This window comes from Pseudomonas sp. NFACC51, assembly GCF_900103575.1.
Lineage (GTDB): Bacteria > Pseudomonadota > Gammaproteobacteria > Pseudomonadales > Pseudomonadaceae > Aquipseudomonas > Aquipseudomonas fluorescens_Q.
The window spans coordinates 260,325-277,599 of record NZ_FMXH01000004.1; the positions used below are offsets into that span (position 1 = coordinate 260,325).

A 17,275-nucleotide genomic window follows, 5' to 3' on the forward strand; every position below is an offset into this window, starting at 1 on the left:
GCTCCAAAGGACGTGGCGCTTAGTGCTGCAGGATTTTCTCGAGGAAATGCTGCGCGCGTTCGGAACGGGCGCTGATGTCGCCGAAGAACTCTTCTTTCTTGCAGTCTTCGATGATCTGGCCCTGGTCCATGAATATCACCCGGTTCGCCACTTTGCGGGCGAAGCCCATTTCGTGGGTCACGCACATCATGGTCATGCCTTCGTGGGCCAGTTGCACCATCACGTCGAGCACTTCGTTGACCATTTCCGGGTCGAGAGCCGAGGTCGGCTCGTCGAACAGCATTACCACCGGGTCCATCGCCAGGGCACGGGCAATCGCCACGCGCTGCTGCTGACCGCCGGAGAGCTGGCCCGGGTGCTTGTGGGCGTGGGCCGAGAGGCCGACCCGCTCAAGCAGTTGCAAGCCTTTCTTGGTGGCCTCTTCCTTGCTGCGGCCCAGCACCTTGATCTGCGCGATGGTCAGGTTTTCGGTGATGGTCAGGTGCGGGAACAGTTCGAAATGCTGGAACACCATGCCCACGCGCGAGCGCAGTTTCGGCAGGTTGGTCTTCGGGTCGGCGATGGACGTGCCATCGACCACGATGTCGCCTTTCTGGAACGGTTCCAGGGCGTTCACGCATTTGATCAGCGTGGATTTGCCGGAACCGGACGGCCCGCACACCACCACCACCTCACCTTTGCTGACCTCGGTGCTGCAATTGGTCAGTACCTGGAAGTCCCCATACCACTTGTTGATGTTCTTGATAGAGATCATACGGCGAACCTTTTTTGCAGACGCTTGACCAGCTGCGAGGCGGCAAAGCTGACGGTGAAGTACACGAGACCTGCGATGATCAGGAACTCATTGGAGCGGCCGATGATGTCGCCACTGGCCCGCGAAGCATTGAGGAAGTCCACCAGGCCGACCGTGTAGACCAACGAGGTGTCCTGAAACAGGATGATGCTTTGTTGCAACAGCAGCGGGGTCATCTTGCGAAACGCCTGGGGCAGGATGATCAGGCGCATGGTCTGGCCGTAATTCATCCCCAGTGCCTGGGCGGCCCCCATCTGGCCCTTGGGAATCGACTGCACGCCAGCCCGGACGATTTCGCAGAAGTACGCCGCTTCGAACATCATGAACGCCACGATGCAGGAACCGAATGCCCCGATCGGCGTATCTTCGCCGGTGATCCAGCGCAGCACGAACGGTACCGCCAGGTAGAACCAGGTGATCACCAGCAGCAGCGGGATCGAGCGGAAATAGTTGACGTAGGCGCCAGCGATATTGGAGACCAGCTTGTTATGGGACAGGCGCATCAGCGCCAGGATCGTGCCGAGGATGATCCCGCCGACCACGCCCAAGGCCATCAGCTTGAGGGTCATCACCATGCCGTTCCACAAACCGGGAATGGCCGGGATGATGCCAGTGAAGTCGAATTCCATTATTTACCCCCCACGGAGATCAGGCCGGGCACCGCGACTTTCTTCTCGACCATGCGCATGAGCAGCATCAGGCTCATGTTCAGGGTGAAATAGATCAGCGTGGCCAGGGTAAAGGCTTCGAACAGGTTGGCGGAGAACTCGGCGGTCTGCTTGGTCTGCGCGAGCAACTCCATCAGGCCGATCAGCGAGGCCACGGAGGAGTTCTTGAAGACGTTGAGGAATTCCGAGGTAAGCGGCGGAATGATGATCCGGTAGGCCTGGGGCAGCAGCACGTTCCAGTAGATCTGCGGCAGCTTGAAGCCCATGGCACGGGCGGCGGATTCCTGGCCGCGCGGCAGCGCCTGGATACCGGTACGCACCTGTTCGCAAACACGGGCGGCGGTGAACAGGCCCAGGCACACGACTACGCTCAGGTAGGCCGAGGTGGTCGGGTTCAGGTCCTGCTTGTACCACTCCTGCATATCGGCCGGCAGCAGGTCCGGCACCAGGAAGTACCAGATGAACAGCTGAACCAGCAGCGGCACATTACGGAAAAGTTCCACGTAGCACGTGGCGATACCCGATACGAGCCGGTTCGGCACGGTACGCATGACGCCTAGTATCGAGCCGAGCAGCAGGGCGATGATCCAGGCTACGATGGCGATGGCGATGGTCCAGCCCAAGCCGGACACGTACCAGTCGAGATAGGTCTCGCTGCCCACGCCGGTGGACTTGAAGAACACGCCCCAGTCCCAGTTGTAATTCATTAGGGTCTCCCCTCAGATCGTTCGATGTACAAATGCCCGCCTGGGGAAACTCCGTTCCCGCCCGACTTGAAGGCCAGGCACACGCGATCGGCTCGACAGCCACCGGTTCGAGTGTTTCCAGATTTGCCAGCAGGGAGTGACCATCCCCTGAAAGGGCCGGGCCCTTTCAGGGGATAAGGTTAGTCAGAAATCAGGATTTCTTGTCGTCAGCCGCTTTATCGGTCGGCTTGGCGATCAGTGCCTTGAGTTCGTCGCTCATCGGGAAGTTCAGATTCAGGCCTTTTGGCGGGATAGGTTGCATGAACCATTTTTCGTAGATCTTGTTGATCTCGCCCGAAGCGTAGGTGGCCTTGATGGCGTCATCGACAGCCTTTTTGAACGGCTCGTCGCCCTTGCGCATCATGCAGCCATAGATTTCGTAGGACTGTGGGGTGCCGGTCACGGCCCAGTCATCGGCTTTCTTGGCCTTGGCGGCTTCGCCAGCCAGCAGGGCGTCGTCCATCATGAACGCGACGGCACGACCCGATTCCAGCATCTGGAAGGATTCGCCATGGTCCTTGGCGGAGATGACGTTCATGCCCATCTGCTTGTCGGCGTTCATCGCCTTGAGAATGCGCTCGGACGTGGTGCCGGCGGTGGTCACGACGTTCTTGCCCTTGAGGTCGTCGAAATCCTTGTACTTGGAATCTTTCTTGGAGAGCAGCTTGGTGCCGATCTCGAAAATGCCAACGGAGAAGTCAACCTGCTGCTGACGCTCGACGTTGTTGGTGGTGGAGCCGCATTCCAGGTCCACGGTGCCGTTCTGCACCAGTGGGATACGGGTTTGCGAGGTGACCAGGTTGTATTTGATCTGCAGGTTGGGCAGGTCCAGGTCTTTTTTCAGTGCTTCGACGACTTTCATCTGGATATCGTGGGAGTAGCCAACCGGTTTGCCGGAAGCGTCCGCGATGTAGGAAAACGGAATGGAAGCGTCGCGATGGCCAAGCGTGATAACGCCGGACTCTTTGATCTTTTTCAGCGTGCCGGTCAGTTCGGCTGCGAAAACCGGGGTGCTGATCAGAGCGGCAGCCATGGCTGCGCCCAGGAGATGGGGAACGATACGCATCGATGTTTCCTCGACATTGTTTTTTTTATTTCGGCCGGTTTGTCGGCCCTGAGTACTTCGAAGTGCCTGGCAGCTCCTGTTGTGTTGGCGTACAGGCATTCGTCTTCAGAAGTGTAGAGCATGACTCGTGCCAGGCTAGGGCTGTCTGTTTAACTTGTTGTTTTATATGGTAATTAATGTTTTGTTTCAGGTTTGTGCGGGCTGCTTTATCCGGTTAGCCGAACTGACGGGCGGGTCATGTTCGGAAAACCGAATGGCTTGAGCCCGTCTCGATCCATTGTGGGAGCGAGCTTGCTCGCGATAGCGGTGTGTCGGTCCCATACAGGGTTGAATGTGCTGGCCTCATCGCGAGCAAGCTCGCTCCCACAGGTGGGCGGAGGTGGATGCCACATAGCAAAAAGCCCCTGAATCGCTGGATTCAGGGGCTCTGGGTTTTGCGGGATATCCGTCAGGCCGCTTCGATCTTGCGGCGGTTGTGCTCGACCTTGTCCAGGTACTGCTGGAGTTTCTCCTGCTCGACCGGGGTGGTGAACAAGCCCAGCTTGCTGCGGCGCCACAGGATGTCCTGGGCATCGACGGCCCACTCGTCGCTGCACAGGTAGTCGACTTCGCGCGTATAGAGGCCGGCGCCGACGTGCTCACCCAAGTCGCCCAGGTTGTGCACGCCTTCGAGCATGCGCCAGGTGCGGCTGCCGTAGGTAGTGGCCCAGCGGCGTGCGATGTCGGTTGGCAGCCAGTCGAACTTGTCGCGGATCGCCGAGCACAGCGCCTGCGGGGTGGTCATGTTTTCGCCGCCGGGGAGGGCCTCTACGGCGGTCCAGCCCGGACGCATTTGCGTGAAATACGGGGCCAGTTGCGCCATCGCCGATTCGGCCAACTTGCGATAGGTGGTCAGCTTGCCGCCGAACACCGACAGCAAGGGGGCTTCTTCACCGCCACCCGACAGCGCCAGGGTGTAGTCGCGGGTCACGGCCGATGGGTTGTCGGATTCGTCGTTGCACAGCGGGCGTACACCGGAATAGCTGTGCAGGATATCGTCGCGGCTGATCTGCTTCTTGAAGTGGGCGTTGACCACCTTCAACAGGTAGTCGGTTTCACCCTCGGTGATCGCCACTTTGGCCGGGTCACCGGTGTATTCGCGGTCAGTCGTGCCGATCAGGGTGAACTGGTTAAGGTACGGAATGGTGAACACGATGCGCTGATCTTCGTTCTGCAGAATGTGCGCATGTTCGCCTTCGTAGAGTTTCGGCACGATCAGGTGGCTGCCCTGGATCAGGCGGATGCCATAGGGCGATTCCAGCTTCAGGTCATCGCGAATGAACTTGGCGACCCACGGGCCGGCGGCGTTGACCAGTGCCTTGGCGCGGATCGAAAACAGGCTGCCGTCGGCACGTTCCAGGTGCAGGTGCCACAGGCCTTTGCTGCGGCGGGCATTCACGCAGCGCGTGCGGGTGTGGATGTGCGCGCCTTTTTCCCGGGCGGCCATGGCGTTGAGTACCACCAGTCGCGCATCGTCGACCCAGCAGTCGGAATATTCGAAACCTTTGGTGATCTCGCTTTTCAATGCGCTGTCGGCACCGAACTTCAGGCTTTTGGAGCCGGCGAGCTGCTCACGCTTGCCCAGGTGATCGTAGAGGAACAGGCCGGCGCGAATCATCCAGGCCGGGCGCAGATGCGGGCGGTGAGGCAATACGAAGCGCATTTGCTTGACGATGTGCGGGGCCTTGGTCAGCAGCACTTCGCGCTCGGCCAGCGCTTCGCGCACCAGGCGAAATTCATAATGTTCGAGGTAACGCAGGCCACCGTGGATCAGCTTGCTGCTGGCCGACGATGTGTGGCTGGCCAGGTCGTCCTTTTCGCAAAGGAACACCGAAAGACCGCGACCGGCAGCGTCCGCGGCAATCCCCACGCCGTTGATCCCGCCACCAATGACGGCGATGTCGTAAATCTCGGCGAGAGGGGGCGTAGGCAAGGTAGAAGTGGGCATCGGCTGGCCTCGGGCTCTTTTTCGCAATATTTGAATTCGAACATAAATGTTCATTTGCGAAAATACTAGCCCATAAAGACCGCAACAGCCAGCTGACTTCGATTGAAAATACTGATCAAAGGAAGCTGAAAGGAAAATTTTCGAACAAAAAAGTTACTGGTGAAGTGCGTTTGTGGCGAGGGAGCTTGCTCCCGCTGGGCGGCGCAGCCGCCCCAAGATGGACTGACGCGGTCTTCCAGGCAGACCGCGTCAACCGGTTTTACGACGGCTGCGCCGCCGAGCGGGAGCAAGCTCCCTCGCCACAAAAGCAGGTCGGTATTTCACTGCGCTACACCGAAGCGCTCGGCCAGCCAGCGGATCTGCCTCAAATTGAGCTGACGCTTACCGCTCAAAACCTCCGATACCACCGACTGGGTACCAACGCCTGGCAAGTCGCTCTGGCTCATGCCATGTTCACGGAATGGGGCAAGCGCCTGGAGTTCATCTGCTCGTCGTAACCCAGCCCCTCGGCTGAACACATAACTGTTTGGAGGCATGGTTAACCCTGTGGCGAGGGAGCTTGCTCCCGCTCGGCTGCGAAGCGGTCGTAAAACCGGCTGGCGCGGTGTGCCTGAAAGGTCGCGTCAGATCATTGGGGGCGGCTGCGCCACCCAGCGGGAGCAAGCTCCCTCGCCACAGGGAGACTTGGATGCAGTCAGACCACTTCCAGGCGAATCTTGTGCTGGCTCAGCAACTGCGCCAGGGCCGGCACCGGTTGCTGGTCGGTCACCAGGCAGTCGATCAGGCTGATGGGGCCCAGGCGGACCATGGCATTGCGTCCGAACTTGCTGGAGTCCGCCGCCAGCAGCACTTGTCGGGCGTTGGCGATGATGGCTTGGGAAACCCGTACTTCCTGATAGTCGAAGTCCAGCAGGCTGCCGTCTTCATCGATCCCGCTGATGCCCACCAGGGCGAAGTCGACCTTGAACTGGTTGATGAAGTCGACGCTCGCCTGGCCCACCACGCCGCCGTCACGCCGTACGTTGCCGCCAGCGATCAGGACTTCGAAGTCGTCCTTGGCACTGAGGATCGAAGCCACGTGCAGGTTATTGGTGATGACCTTCAGATGGTTGTGATTGAGCAGCGCCCGGGCAATGGATTCGGTGGTGGTGCCGATGTTGATGAACAGCGAGGCATGATCGGGGATCTGGGCGGCGATGGCTTCGGCGATGCGTTGCTTCTCGTCGCGCATCTGATCGGCGCGCATGGCGTAGGCGGTGTTTTCCACGCTTGAATCGTAGGCGGCGCCGCCGTGGTAGCGACGCAGCAGGTTCACCTCCGCCAGTTGGTTGATATCGCGGCGAATGGTTTGCGGGGTGACGACGAATAGCTGCGCCATTTCCTCGATGCTGACATAGCCGCGTTCGCGGACCAGTTCGAGGATTTGCTGCTGGCGGGGAGGCAGATTCATGGGGCTTCCTTTGGGCTGCCGTACAAAATTTGCCCATGATGCCGCAGGAATCCACTCCCGACCAGTTTCAGAAGCTTATCAGGCTTTATTCAGCGTCTTCATGGGGTTCCCAGTCACGGGTACGACTGACCGCCTTCTGCCAGCCGGCGTAGAGTTTTTCCTTCGCCGGTTCGTCCAGTTGCGGTTCGAATTCGCGCTCGATCACCGCTTTGCCGCGCAGTTCTTCCAGGCTGCCCCAGAAGCCGCATGCCAGGCCGGCTAAATACGCAGCACCCAGGGCGGTGGTTTCACGCATTTTCGGGCGCTCGACCTGGGTGCCCAGGATGTCGGCCTGGAACTGCATCAGGAAGTTGTTCGCCACCGCGCCACCGTCGACGCGCAGGGCCTTGAGGCGTTCACCCGAATCCTGCTGCATGGCGTCGAGTACGTCGCGGGTCTGGTAGGCAATCGACTCCAGTGCTGCACGAATGATGTGGTCGACGCGTACGCCGCGGGTCAGGCCAAACAGCGCGCCACGGGCATAGGGGTCCCAATACGGCGCGCCCAGGCCGGTGAAGGCGGGCACCAGGTACACGCCGTTGCTGTCCTTGACCTTGTTGGCAAAGTATTCGGTATCCAGCGCATCGTTGATGATTTTCAGTTCGTCGCGCAGCCACTGGACCGTGGAGCCGCCATTGAAGACTGCACCTTCCAGGGCGTAGGCGACTTCGCCGCGTGGGCCGCAGGCGATGGTGGTGAGCATGCCGTGATTGGATTTGACGGCCTTGCTGCCGGTGTTCATCAGCAGGAAACAGCCAGTGCCGTAGGTGTTTTTCGCCTGGCCCGGCTCCACGCACATCTGGCCGAAAAGCGCCGCCTGCTGGTCGCCGGCGATGCCTCCGATGGCGATGCCGCTCTTGGTGCGGCCATAGATCTCCGAGGACGATTTCACTTCCGGGAGCATTTCGCGGGGGATGTCGAGGATGTCGAGCATCTTCGCGTCCCATTCCAGCGAGTGAATGTTGAAGAGCATGGTGCGCGAGGCGTTGGTGTAGTCGGTGACGTGGACCTTGCCGCCGGTGAATTTCCAGATCAGCCAGCTGTCGACGGTGCCGAACAGCAGTTCACCGTTGCGCGCACGCTCGCGGCTGCCTTCGACGTTGTCCAGGATCCACTTGAGCTTGGTGCCGGAAAAGTACGGGTCGGTGACCAGGCCGGTGGTTTGGCTGATGTATTGTTCGTGGCCATCGCGCTTGAGCTGCTGGCAGATTTCGGTACTGCGGCGGCATTGCCAGACGATGGCGTTGTAGATCGGCCGGCCGGTGGTCTTGTCCCAGACCACGGTGGTTTCACGCTGGTTGGTGATGCCGATGGCAGCCACCTGGTCATGGTGCAGGCCGGCCTGGGCGAGGGCTTCGACCATGACCGCGCTCTGGGTGGCGAAGATTTCCATAGGGTCGTGTTCGACCCAGCCGGCCTGTGGGTAATGCTGGGCGAATTCGCGCTGGGCGGTGCAGACCACGTTGGCGTCACGGTCGAAGATGATTGCCCGCGAGCTGGTCGTACCCTGGTCGAGGGCAATGATGTAGTTCTTGTTCTGTATATCGGTCATGTCGATTGCCTCGGGTCTTTCTATAAAAGGGAGACTAGATAAGGGAAGAAGCCACGGCGCAGGCTGGAATGGCAGAAGCCTGCGCCGACTGTTTCAGGATGTTCTGGGCTTGCCGTCAATGGCCGGTTTTGCATCCTTTGTAGCAGTTATGGCGCTGGGCAGGTGGCGGGCAATCAAGCCGCGATAAGCCGCAGCACCCAGGCATGCACCCACAATCGGGGCAAAAATCGGAACCAGGAAGTACGGGATGTCACGCCCGCCCGTGAGGGAAATTTCACCCCAGCCGGTGAAGAAAGTCATCAGTTTAGGGCCGAAGTCCCGCGCCGGGTTCATCGCAAAGCCTGTCAGCGGCCCCATGGAGCTGCCGATCACCGCAATCAGCAGGCCGATCAGCAGTGGCGCCAGCGGGCCGCGAGGCAAACCATTGTTGTCATCGGTCAGGGACATGATCACTCCCATCAGGATGGCTGTGATGATCACCTCCACGAGGAAGGCTTGGCCGGTGGACAGTGCGGCGTGGGGGTAGGTGGAAAACACCGAGGCCAGTTCGAGGCTGGCTTCGGTGCCTCTAATCATGTGCCGAGACTGTTCGAAATCGAAGAATAGGTTGCTGTACAGCGTGTAGACCAGAAATGCGCCGCAGAAAGCACCGGCCACTTGGGACAGCATATAGAAAGGCAGTTTGCGCTTTTCGAAACCGGTGAAAATGCACAGGGCAATGCTGACGGCGGGGTTGAGATGGGCGCCGGAAATGCCCGCGCTCAGATAGATCGCCATGCTGACGCCGACACCCCAGATGAGGCTGATTTCCCACAATCCGAAGCTGGCACCCGCAACCTTGAGGGCCGCGACGCAACCGGTGCCAAAAAAAATCAGTAGGGCGGTGCCTAGGAATTCAGCCAGGCATTGGCTGGGCAGGGACGGCTGTTGTAAAGCAGTTGTCATTCAAACCTCGGTTTTTTGTTGTTTTGCTGCGCCTTCGATAAAGCTCGATGGCGCGATCTCCAACGAGGCAGGATCCCCATCCTGATCTCGAGTTGCTGCTTGAGACCTGCGATATGACTTTCAGTTTCGAAAAAATATAGACAAGAAACGCTGGTGTCAAAGGTCGAAAGTGAACCGTCGGTCACATTTCAACTATTCGTGACGTGAATGACTCTTGCGCTGGCGGCGGATCACCGGCACTCACGACGCCCTCCCAAGCCTTTTCGCTGGCGATGGCTTAGAATCCGGCCACTCTTTTTTTCATTTCTTTGTCAGGAGCAGTCATGACACCCGCGTTGGATCTGCTTAAGAAAGTGCGCGCCGAACATCGCATCCACAGTTACGAACACGATCCCAAGGCCGCGTCCTACGGTTTGGAAGCGGCGGAAAAGCTCGGCCTGGATCCGGCGCAGGTGTTCAAGACGTTGTTGGCGGCCAGCGAAAAGGGTGAACTGTTGGTGGCGGTGGTGCCCGTGGCCGGAAGCCTGGATTTGAAAGGTCTGGCCCATGCCGCCGGGGTGAAAAAGGTCGAGATGGCCGACCCCGCCGCTGCGCAGCGTTCGACCGGTTATTTACTGGGTGGGATCAGCCCGCTGGGGCAGAAGAAGCGCCTGCGCACCTTTATCGACAGTTCCGCACAGCCGCTCGCCAGCATGTTTGTCAGTGCGGGAAGACGCGGCTTGGAAGTCGAGTTGGCGCCTTCGGTATTGAAGGAGCACACCGGGGCGACGTTTGCTGACATTGGGCGCGCTTGAATAACGGCTGCGCAGCCGAGCGGGAGCCAGCGCCCTCGCCACAAGGGTATGAAAGGCTAAGCTTGGAGTCAGAGCTTCCATCCCCCGCTGTAGGGTGAAAATTCTACTGATCTGTCACTGGATAAGCTGTGCCGCTGCGCCGCATGCTGGCGCATCAAAAAAAAGGAGAAGTGCCATGCAGCTTGCGTTTCATCAGGTCGATGCGTTCAGTGACCGGCCGTTTGGCGGTAACCCGGCGATGGTCTATCGCCTCGACGGCTGGCTTGCTGATGACTTGATGCAGAAGATCGCCGCCGAACATAACCTGGCTGAAACCGCGTTTCTGGTGCGTGAAGGCCAGCATTGGCATATCCGCTGGTTCACGCCCACCACCGAAGTCCCGCTGTGCGGGCACGCCACGTTGGCCAGCGCTTATGTACTGTTCGAGGTCTACCACGAACCCGTAGGGCGGCTGGATTTCATCTGCAAGTCCGGGGCGTTGAGCGTCACGCGCGAAGGTGATCGGCTGTGGCTGGATTTTCCGGCCATCGTGCCCGCCGAGCTGGGGGCATCCCTGGCAGTCCAGAGTGCCTTGGGTGTCGAAGCGGTGGACGTGCTGAGCTCCAACGAACTGTTCGTGGTGCTGGAGTCGGAGCAAGCGGTGCTTGATTGCAAGCCGGACATGGCGGCCCTGGCTAAACTGCCTTGGCCGGGCGCTATCGTGACCGCGCCGGGGAGCAAGCATGATTTTGTTTCGCGCTATTTTGCCCCGGCGATTGGCATCAACGAAGACCCGGTCACCGGCTCGACCCACTGCAGCCTGATTCCCTACTGGTCCAAACGCTTGGGTAAACACGGGCTGACGGCTTATCAATGCTCGGCCCGGGGTGGGGCGTTGTTCTGTCGGTTGGAAGGTGAGCGGGTGAAGATCGGTGGGAATGCGACGTTGGTGGCCAGTGGGACGTTGATGCTGGGTTGACACCACGGTCTGTGCACTTCTGTGGCGAGGGAGCTTGCTCCCGCTGGGCTGCGAAGCAGCCCTCAAAACAGTCACCTCGGCCTACATCTACCTGATCCACCGCGTTGTCAGGTTTTAGGGCTGCTGCGCAGCCCAGCGGGAGCAAGCTCCCTCGCCACACAAAAGCGGGTATCCGGCGTTAGCTGGCGGTGCTATAGCGCCGCACGCCGCTTTCCACCGGCGGTATATGCGCCGCCGTGCTGCCCGAGGCCTGGAACAGCACCAGGTGTTCTGCCGCTACCCGGATGCCGACCCGGTCACCGACCTGATGGTCGGCGTGGCTTGGGAAGATCGACTCCAGTTGCGCGCCCGTCGGCAGTTGCAGGCGATACAAGGTCGAGGCGCCCAGGAACGTCTTGCCGACTATGCTGGCGGTGAGCGGGCTGTCCGGTGCGTAGACGATATCGTCCGGGCGCAGCAGCACGTCCACCGCGCCGCCGATGGGCCAGGTGTAGGCTCGGTTACCGCGCAGGGTGCCCAACTCGGTTTGCACCGATTCAGGGCTGTCCAGCTGGCCGCGAATGAAGTAGCCCTGGCCAATGAAACTGGCGACGAATGGCGTCAGCGGTTCGTGGTACAGATTGTAGGGCGTGTCCCACTGTTCCAGTCGACCTTCCTTGAATACCCCAACATGATCACTCACGGCGAAGGCTTCTTCCTGATCGTGTGTGACCAGGATCGCGCTGGTGCCGCGGGCCTTGAGGATATCCCGCACTTCATGGCTGAGCTTGCGTCGCAACTCGCCATCGAGGTTGGAGAACGGCTCATCGAGCAACAGCAGTTGTGGTTCTGGTGCCAGCGCGCGGGCCAGGGCCACGCGTTGCTGCTGGCCGCCGGACAACTCATGGGGAAAGCGCTTGCCCAGATGCATCAGGTTGACCAGTTCCAGCAACTCTTCGACGACGCGATCCTTGTCCGGATGCTTGCGAATGCCAAAGGCGATGTTCTCGGCCACGCTCAGGTGGGGGAACAGGGCATAGTCTTGGAACACCATGCCGATACGGCGTTTTTCCGGGGCGAGGGTGAAACCGGCGCGGGAAATGGTTTCCCCGGCCAGTTGGATTTCACCCTCGTGCACGGGTTCGAAGCCGGCTATGGCACGCAACGTGGTGGTCTTGCCGCACCCGGACGAACCGAGCAGGCAACCGATATCGCCGGCATTGAGGTGCAGGTTGAGGTTCTGCACGACCCGCTGGTTTTGGTAACCGCAGGCCAGGTCGTGCAAATTCAGCAGCAGCGAATGGCTCATGCGTGGTGATACGCCGGCTCGACAAGGAACTCGAGCAGTGCCTTTTGCGCGTGAAGTCGATTTTCTGCCTGGTCCCAGGCCACCGAGCGCGGATCGTCCAGCAAATCGAAGCTGATCTCCTCGCCACGGTGGGCCGGCAGGCAGTGCATGAACAGCACGTCGGCATCCGCCAGGTCGAGCAAGGCCCGGTTGACCTGCAGCGGCGCGAACAGCTCGAGGCGCTTGGCGGTTTCTTCTTCCTGGCCCATGGAGGTCCAGACGTCGGTGCTCACCAGGTGCGCGCCGGCCACGGCCTGTTTCGGATCACGCACGATGGTCACCCGGTCGCCGGCCTTGGCGAGCAGTTCGGCATTGGGGTCATAACCTTCAGGGCAGGCAATGCGCAGTTGGAAGTCGAATTGCAGCGCCGCTTCTATATAGCTGTTGCACATGTTGTTGCCGTCGCCGATCCAGGCTACGGTCTTGCCCTGGATCGAGCCGCGATGCTCGAGGAAGGTCTGCATGTCGGCCAGCAACTGGCAGGGGTGCAGGTCATCGGACAGGCCGTTGATGACGGGTACGCGGGAATGGGCTGCGAACTCGGTCAGGGTGCTGTGGGCAAAGGTACGGATCATCACCGCGTCCAGCATGCTCGACATGACGATGGCGCAATCGCTGATGGGTTCGCCACGGCCCAGTTGAGTGTCGCGCGGCGACAGGAAGATCGCCTGGCCGCCCAGCTGGATCATGCCGGCTTCGAAAGAGATGCGGGTGCGGGTCGATGACTTCTCGAAGATCATCCCCAGCACGCGGTTTTTCAAGGGCTCGAACAGTACGCCGCGGTTACGCAGGTCCTTGAGCTCCACGCCTCGACGGATCACGCCGAGCAACTCATCGGGCGTGAAATCCATCAGGGAGAGAAAGTGCCTTGCGCTCATGATTGACTACCTTTTTGTAACTGACCGCAGATGCTCAAAGCCTTGTTTATTCAAAAAACGGGCGAGACCTGCGGCAAAAGCCGCACGGGGCGACGAAATAGGGGAAGGCGCGATCTTATAATTAAATGTCGCGTCTTACCAATAGGGCTACGGTTTTTGGGGATTTCAGCGAGGCCATCGTGCGAAGGCGATGGCGTATTTGTGGCCGGTTTCCTGACAGCAGCGACCCATTTGTACACTGGCGTTGCTTGGATTGGCAATCGAGCGCGGCGGGCGTGCCATGGATGAACGTCGTTTTGCGCCGTGGCATCCCAGCCTTTCGCCTGTCTGCGGGTGGCTGTGAAACATTTCCTAATGCAAAGGCCTGGGTTATAAATGAACCTCAGCGACACAGGAGCCCGAAATGGATTCGAAAGAGCAACAATTGATGGAATTGCTGGGGCTGACTGCACGCTCGCTGACGCACCTGACGGCTTCGGTGACTTCCATGTCATTCGAATTGCTGCGCAGCGATGACGAGGTGACCAAGGCAGCGGGCCGTCGAATGATCGACCGCATGGCCACTATCAGCAGCGGCCTCGACGAGCATTGGCGGCTGATTGGCGAGCTCACGGGGGTGCCCATTGCCCAGGAGCAGGTGGAAACCGTCGAAGAAATCCAGATGCTGGCACCGCCTTCCGATCAGTCTTGACGCGCGCTCATCGGTGGGCCTGATGCCCGGCAATTCACAGGACGAACGTCGCTGGCGCTGCCGGGAATCACGCGCCATAGTTTTGTTCCCGCGGCCGAAAGCGCCCGCCACGAATAAAACAGAGACTGGCCATGACCAAGACTCTCCACCACCGTGCGTGCCACCTGTGTGAAGCCATCTGCGGCTTGACCCTCGAAATCACCGAAACCGACGGCCAGGGCCTGGCAATCACCTCGATCAAGGGCGATGCGCTGGACACCTTCAGCCGCGGTCACATCTGCCCCAAGGCGGTGGCCCTGCAAGATATCCAGAACGACCCGGACCGGCTGCGCCAGCCCATGCAGCGCGTTGGCAATGAATGGCAACCCATTGCCTGGGACGATGCCTTCGCGTTGGTGGCCGAGCGTCTGGCGGATATCCAGGCGCGCCACGGCCAGAACGCGGTGGCGGTCTACCAGGGCAACCCCAGCGTGCATAACTATGGGCTGATGACCCACAGCAACTATTTCCTGGGCCTGTTGAAAACCCGCAGCCGTTTCTCGGCGACTTCGGTGGATCAACTGCCCCATCACCTGACCAGTTACTTGATGTATGGCCACGGCCTGCTGCTGCCGATTCCGGACATCGACCACACCGACTTCATGCTGATCCTGGGCGGCAACCCGCTGGCTTCCAACGGCAGCATCATGACCGTGCCGGACGTGGAGAAGCGCCTCAAGGCGATCCAGGCCCGTGGCGGCAAGGTGGTGGTGGTCGATCCGCGCCGCAGCGAAACGGCGGCCATTGCCAACCAGCATGTCTTTGTACGCCCCGGCGGTGATGCTGCGCTGCTGTCTGGTTTGCTCAATACATTGTTCAGCGAAGGCCTGACCCGTGACAGCCACCTGCCAGTGGACGGCCTGGACGAGGTGCGCGAGGCCGTTGCCACGTTCACGGCTGAAGCCATGAGCCCGCTCTGTGCGGTGCCGGCAGCGCAGATCCGGCAATTGGCCCGGGACTTCGCCGCCGCGCCGTCAGCGGTGTGCTACGGTCGGATGGGGGTCTCGACCCAGGCGTTTGGCACGCTGTGCCATTGGCTGATCCAGGTGATCAACCTGGTCACCGGCAATCTTGATCGGGTGGGCGGGGCGCTGTGCACCGAGCCGGCGGTGGACTTGGTCGCTACCACCTCGGGCGGGCATTTCAACCGTTGGCAGAGCCGGGTGTCCGGGCGTCCCGAGTACGCAGGGGAGCTGCCGGTGTCGGCCCTGGCCGAGGAGATGCTCACCGAGGGCGAAGGCCAGATTCGGGCGCTGGTCACCGTGGCCGGCAACCCGGTGCTGTCTACACCCAACGGGCGGCAGTTGGAGCAGGCCCTGGATGGGCTGGAGTTCATGGTCAGTGTCGATCTGTACATCAACGAAACCACCCGCTACGCCGACCTGATCCTGCCTTCGACCTCGGCCCTGGAAAACGATCATTACGACACCACCTTCAACCTGTTCGCGGTGCGCAACGTGACCCGTTTCAACCGGGCGATCCTGCCCAAGCCCGAGGGTGCGCTGCACGATTGGGAAATCTTCGTCGGCCTGGCCAAGGCTTTTGCCGCCCGAACCGGCAAGGAACTCAAGCCGACCATGCCGCCGGCGCAGATGATCGATTTCGGCCTGCGCAGCGGAGCGTATGGCGATGCCTCGCCGCATAAGCTGTCCCTGGCGACCCTGTTCGATCATCCCCATGGCATCGACCTCGGTGCGCTCAAGCCCAACCTGGCTGCGCGCCTGAAAACCGAAAACCAACGTGTGCAGGCTGCGCCAGCCGTGATACTTGTCGATCTCGAGCGCTTCGCTGGGTTGCAGGCGCCAAAACCAGACGAATTGCTGATGATTGGTCGCCGCCATGTGCGCAGCAATAACTCCTGGATGCATAATTTTCATCGACTGGTGAAGGGCAAGCCGCGCCATCAATTGTTGATGCACCCGGATGACCTCGCCAGTCGCGGCCTTGTCGACGGGCAACGGGTGACCGTCAGTTCGCGGGTGGGCGTCATCGAAGTCGAGGTGCTGGGCAGCCTGGACATGATGAAAGGCGTGGTCAGCCTGCCCCACGGCTGGGGGCATGCCCGGCCGGGCGTGCAGATGACCATTGCCAGCGGACAACCGGGCTCCAGCGCCAACGACCTGACCGATGATTGTCAGCTCGATGAGTTGTCTGGCAATGCGGCGCTTAACGGCGTACCGGTGAAGGTGGCAGCTGCGTAAAATTGTCTCTGGAGCAGGTTCGGCTTTCCGTTACAATGCGTCACCGTGTCGACAACTTAAGTCGCAAAAGTTTTAAGCCGAGGTGCTCCATGGATATCATCGAAACGATTAAAGACCAGATTGCCAACAACACCATCCTGCTTTACATGAAAGGCTCGCCGAACGCGCCACAGTGCGGTTTCTCGGCCAAGGCTGCTCAGGCTGTGATGGCGTGTGGCGAGAAGTTTGCCTACGTGGACATCCTGCAGAACCCGGAAATCCGCGCCAACCTGCCCAAGTACGCCAACTGGCCAACCTTCCCACAGCTGTGGGTGGGTGGTGAACTGATCGGCGGTAGCGACATCATGACCGAGATGGCCGCCGACGGCTCTCTGCAGGCCACGATCAAGGAAGCGGTGGAAAAAGCGGCGGCGAACAAGACCGAAGCCTGATTCATGGATGTATGTTCACCACATCCGTCGTGGTGAACGGGAAACCTTGTGGGAGCGAGCAAGCTCGCTCCCACAGTGGTTTTCGGTGTGGCCTGGAATTCAGGCAATAAAAAGCCCCGCCTCTCGAAAGAGGGCGGGGCTTTTTAGTGGCTGGCTTTCGGGAAAGCTTACTCTTCACCCATCTGCGATTGCAGATAGTTCTCAAGACCGACTTTGTCGATCAGGCCCAATTGGGTTTCGAGCCAGTCGATGTGCTCTTCCTCGGATTCGAGAATGTCTTCCAGCAGTTCGCGGCTACCGAAGTCGCCAACGCTTTCGCAATGGGCGATAGCGGCTTTCAGGTCGGCGTGGCCGGTGCGCTCGATACGCAGGTCGCACTCGAGCATCTCGCGGGTATGTTCGCCGATGTGCAGCTTGCCCAGGTCCTGGACGTTCGGCAGGCCTTCAAGGAACAGGATGCGCTTGATCAGCTTGTCCGCGTGCTTCATCTCGTCGATGGATTCGTGGTACTCGTGCTTGCCCAGCTTGTTCAGGCCCCAATCCTCGTACATGCGCGCATGCAGGAAGTATTGGTTGATCGCGACCAGCTCATTGGCAAGGATCTTGTTGAGATGCTGGATGACTGTAATGTCGCCTTTCATGATGAGGCCTGCCCTGTAATAGCTGTGTATAAGGCAGAGTTTGAGCCGCGTATTTACGAGTGTCAAACC

The 17,275-nt window shown here is 60.1% G+C and carries 16 protein-coding genes and 1 pseudogene; 5 read left to right on the forward strand and 12 right to left on the reverse strand.

Features of this window, described 5'->3' with window-relative positions:
- Positions 1-19: 19 nt before the first annotated feature.
- The 9 genes and pseudogenes from BLT00_RS10585 to BLT00_RS10625 form a co-directional block, all read right to left on the reverse strand.
- Entirely contained in the window at positions 20-754 is a 735-nt protein-coding gene (locus tag BLT00_RS10585; RefSeq protein WP_003204983.1) for an amino acid ABC transporter ATP-binding protein, read from the reverse strand.
- Positions 751-1,422 carry an amino acid ABC transporter permease gene (locus BLT00_RS10590; protein ID WP_063324637.1) on the reverse strand — a complete coding sequence of 224 codons (672 nt, stop codon included), beginning with the start codon at positions 1,420-1,422 and terminating at the stop codon, positions 751-753. The genes BLT00_RS10585 and BLT00_RS10590 overlap by 4 nt, the downstream gene beginning before the upstream one ends.
- Entirely contained in the window at positions 1,422-2,168 is a 747-nt protein-coding gene (locus tag BLT00_RS10595; RefSeq protein WP_063324638.1) for an amino acid ABC transporter permease, read from the reverse strand. Before BLT00_RS10595 ends, BLT00_RS10590 begins: the two co-directional genes overlap by 1 nt.
- A 190-nt stretch (positions 2,169-2,358) precedes the next feature.
- On the reverse strand, positions 2,359-3,273 hold the full coding sequence (locus BLT00_RS10600) for a glutamate/aspartate ABC transporter substrate-binding protein (protein WP_063324639.1): 915 nt from the start codon (positions 3,271-3,273) through the stop codon (positions 2,359-2,361).
- A 448-nt stretch (positions 3,274-3,721) separates the two neighbouring features.
- Positions 3,722-5,260, reverse strand: a complete 1,539-nt coding sequence (glpD, locus tag BLT00_RS10605; protein ID WP_092145144.1) for a glycerol-3-phosphate dehydrogenase — start codon at positions 5,258-5,260, stop codon at positions 3,722-3,724.
- A 320-nt stretch (positions 5,261-5,580) separates the two neighbouring features.
- Positions 5,581-5,718: pseudogene (locus BLT00_RS32125) on the reverse strand (transcriptional regulator); the annotation flags it as partial.
- A gap of 236 nt (positions 5,719-5,954) precedes the next feature.
- Positions 5,955-6,710 (reverse strand): DeoR/GlpR family transcriptional regulator, encoded by a 756-nt coding sequence (locus tag BLT00_RS10615; RefSeq protein ID WP_003204973.1) that lies wholly within the window; start codon positions 6,708-6,710, stop codon positions 5,955-5,957.
- Positions 6,711-6,795: 85 nt separating this feature from the next.
- Positions 6,796-8,301, reverse strand: a complete 1,506-nt coding sequence (glpK, locus tag BLT00_RS10620; RefSeq protein WP_063324641.1) for a glycerol kinase GlpK — start codon at positions 8,299-8,301, stop codon at positions 6,796-6,798.
- A 93-nt stretch (positions 8,302-8,394) separates the two neighbouring features.
- A complete protein-coding gene (locus BLT00_RS10625; RefSeq protein ID WP_092145146.1) occupies positions 8,395-9,246 on the reverse strand; it encodes an MIP/aquaporin family protein in 852 nt (283 codons plus the stop codon).
- Between the two features lie 323 nt (positions 9,247-9,569).
- On the opposite strand from BLT00_RS10625, the gene ybaK reads away from it, so the two are divergent.
- Complete coding sequence (ybaK, locus tag BLT00_RS10630; protein WP_063324643.1) at positions 9,570-10,040, forward strand: Cys-tRNA(Pro) deacylase; 471 nt, start codon at positions 9,570-9,572, stop codon at positions 10,038-10,040.
- A 175-nt stretch (positions 10,041-10,215) separates the two neighbouring features.
- Positions 10,216-10,998 carry a PhzF family phenazine biosynthesis protein gene (locus BLT00_RS10635; RefSeq protein ID WP_063324644.1) on the forward strand — a complete coding sequence of 261 codons (783 nt, stop codon included), beginning with the start codon at positions 10,216-10,218 and terminating at the stop codon, positions 10,996-10,998.
- Positions 10,999-11,176: 178 nt separating this feature from the next.
- Here BLT00_RS10635 and BLT00_RS10640 read toward each other — a convergent pair whose 3' ends face one another.
- Positions 11,177-12,286 (reverse strand): ABC transporter ATP-binding protein, encoded by a 1,110-nt coding sequence (locus BLT00_RS10640; RefSeq protein WP_092145148.1) that lies wholly within the window; start codon positions 12,284-12,286, stop codon positions 11,177-11,179.
- The gene (argF, locus tag BLT00_RS10645; protein ID WP_092145150.1) at positions 12,283-13,203 is read right to left on the reverse strand and encodes an ornithine carbamoyltransferase; all 921 of its coding nucleotides are present in this window, start codon (positions 13,201-13,203) and stop codon (positions 12,283-12,285) included. Before argF ends, BLT00_RS10640 begins: the two co-directional genes overlap by 4 nt.
- A gap of 403 nt (positions 13,204-13,606) precedes the next feature.
- On the opposite strand from argF, the gene BLT00_RS10650 reads away from it, so the two are divergent.
- The 3 genes from BLT00_RS10650 to grxD all read left to right on the forward strand — a co-directional run bounded on the left by BLT00_RS10650 (position 13,607) and on the right by grxD (position 16,565).
- Positions 13,607-13,894 (forward strand): hypothetical protein, encoded by a 288-nt coding sequence (locus BLT00_RS10650; RefSeq protein ID WP_092145152.1) that lies wholly within the window; start codon positions 13,607-13,609, stop codon positions 13,892-13,894.
- Between the two features lie 131 nt (positions 13,895-14,025).
- Positions 14,026-16,134 (forward strand): molybdopterin oxidoreductase family protein, encoded by a 2,109-nt coding sequence (locus BLT00_RS10655; RefSeq protein WP_092145154.1) that lies wholly within the window; start codon positions 14,026-14,028, stop codon positions 16,132-16,134.
- A gap of 89 nt (positions 16,135-16,223) precedes the next feature.
- The gene (grxD, locus tag BLT00_RS10660; RefSeq protein WP_003204956.1) at positions 16,224-16,565 is read left to right on the forward strand and encodes a Grx4 family monothiol glutaredoxin; all 342 of its coding nucleotides are present in this window, start codon (positions 16,224-16,226) and stop codon (positions 16,563-16,565) included.
- Positions 16,566-16,732: 167 nt separating this feature from the next.
- Here the strand turns inward: grxD and bfr are convergent, their stop codons facing one another.
- The gene (bfr, locus tag BLT00_RS10665) at positions 16,733-17,206 is read right to left on the reverse strand and encodes a bacterioferritin (protein WP_003178701.1); all 474 of its coding nucleotides are present in this window, start codon (positions 17,204-17,206) and stop codon (positions 16,733-16,735) included.
- Positions 17,207-17,275 lie beyond the last annotated feature (69 nt).

Bases quoted from the DNA above. Each gene is read 5' to 3' on its own strand.
- BLT00_RS10635 (WP_063324644.1), top strand. From the start codon at position 10,216: ATGCAGCTTGCGTTTCATCAGGTCGATGCGTTCAGTGACCGGCCGTTT.
- glpD (WP_092145144.1), bottom strand. From the start codon at position 5,260: ATGCCCACTTCTACCTTGCCTACGCCCCCTCTCGCCGAGATTTACGAC.
- BLT00_RS10655 (WP_092145154.1), top strand. From the start codon at position 14,026: ATGACCAAGACTCTCCACCACCGTGCGTGCCACCTGTGTGAAGCCATC.
- BLT00_RS10600 (WP_063324639.1), bottom strand. From the start codon at position 3,273: ATGCGTATCGTTCCCCATCTCCTGGGCGCAGCCATGGCTGCCGCTCTG.
- argF (WP_092145150.1), bottom strand. From the start codon at position 13,203: ATGAGCGCAAGGCACTTTCTCTCCCTGATGGATTTCACGCCCGATGAG.
- ybaK (WP_063324643.1), top strand. From the start codon at position 9,570: ATGACACCCGCGTTGGATCTGCTTAAGAAAGTGCGCGCCGAACATCGC.
- BLT00_RS10595 (WP_063324638.1), bottom strand. From the start codon at position 2,168: ATGAATTACAACTGGGACTGGGGCGTGTTCTTCAAGTCCACCGGCGTG.
- grxD (WP_003204956.1), top strand. From the start codon at position 16,224: ATGGATATCATCGAAACGATTAAAGACCAGATTGCCAACAACACCATC.
- BLT00_RS10625 (WP_092145146.1), bottom strand. From the start codon at position 9,246: ATGACAACTGCTTTACAACAGCCGTCCCTGCCCAGCCAATGCCTGGCT.
- bfr (WP_003178701.1), bottom strand. From the start codon at position 17,206: ATGAAAGGCGACATTACAGTCATCCAGCATCTCAACAAGATCCTTGCC.
- BLT00_RS10640 (WP_092145148.1), bottom strand. From the start codon at position 12,286: ATGAGCCATTCGCTGCTGCTGAATTTGCACGACCTGGCCTGCGGTTAC.
- BLT00_RS10590 (WP_063324637.1), bottom strand. From the start codon at position 1,422: ATGGAATTCGACTTCACTGGCATCATCCCGGCCATTCCCGGTTTGTGG.
- BLT00_RS10650 (WP_092145152.1), top strand. From the start codon at position 13,607: ATGGATTCGAAAGAGCAACAATTGATGGAATTGCTGGGGCTGACTGCA.
- BLT00_RS10585 (WP_003204983.1), bottom strand. From the start codon at position 754: ATGATCTCTATCAAGAACATCAACAAGTGGTATGGGGACTTCCAGGTA.
- glpK (WP_063324641.1), bottom strand. From the start codon at position 8,301: ATGACCGATATACAGAACAAGAACTACATCATTGCCCTCGACCAGGGT.
- BLT00_RS10615 (WP_003204973.1), bottom strand. From the start codon at position 6,710: ATGAATCTGCCTCCCCGCCAGCAGCAAATCCTCGAACTGGTCCGCGAA.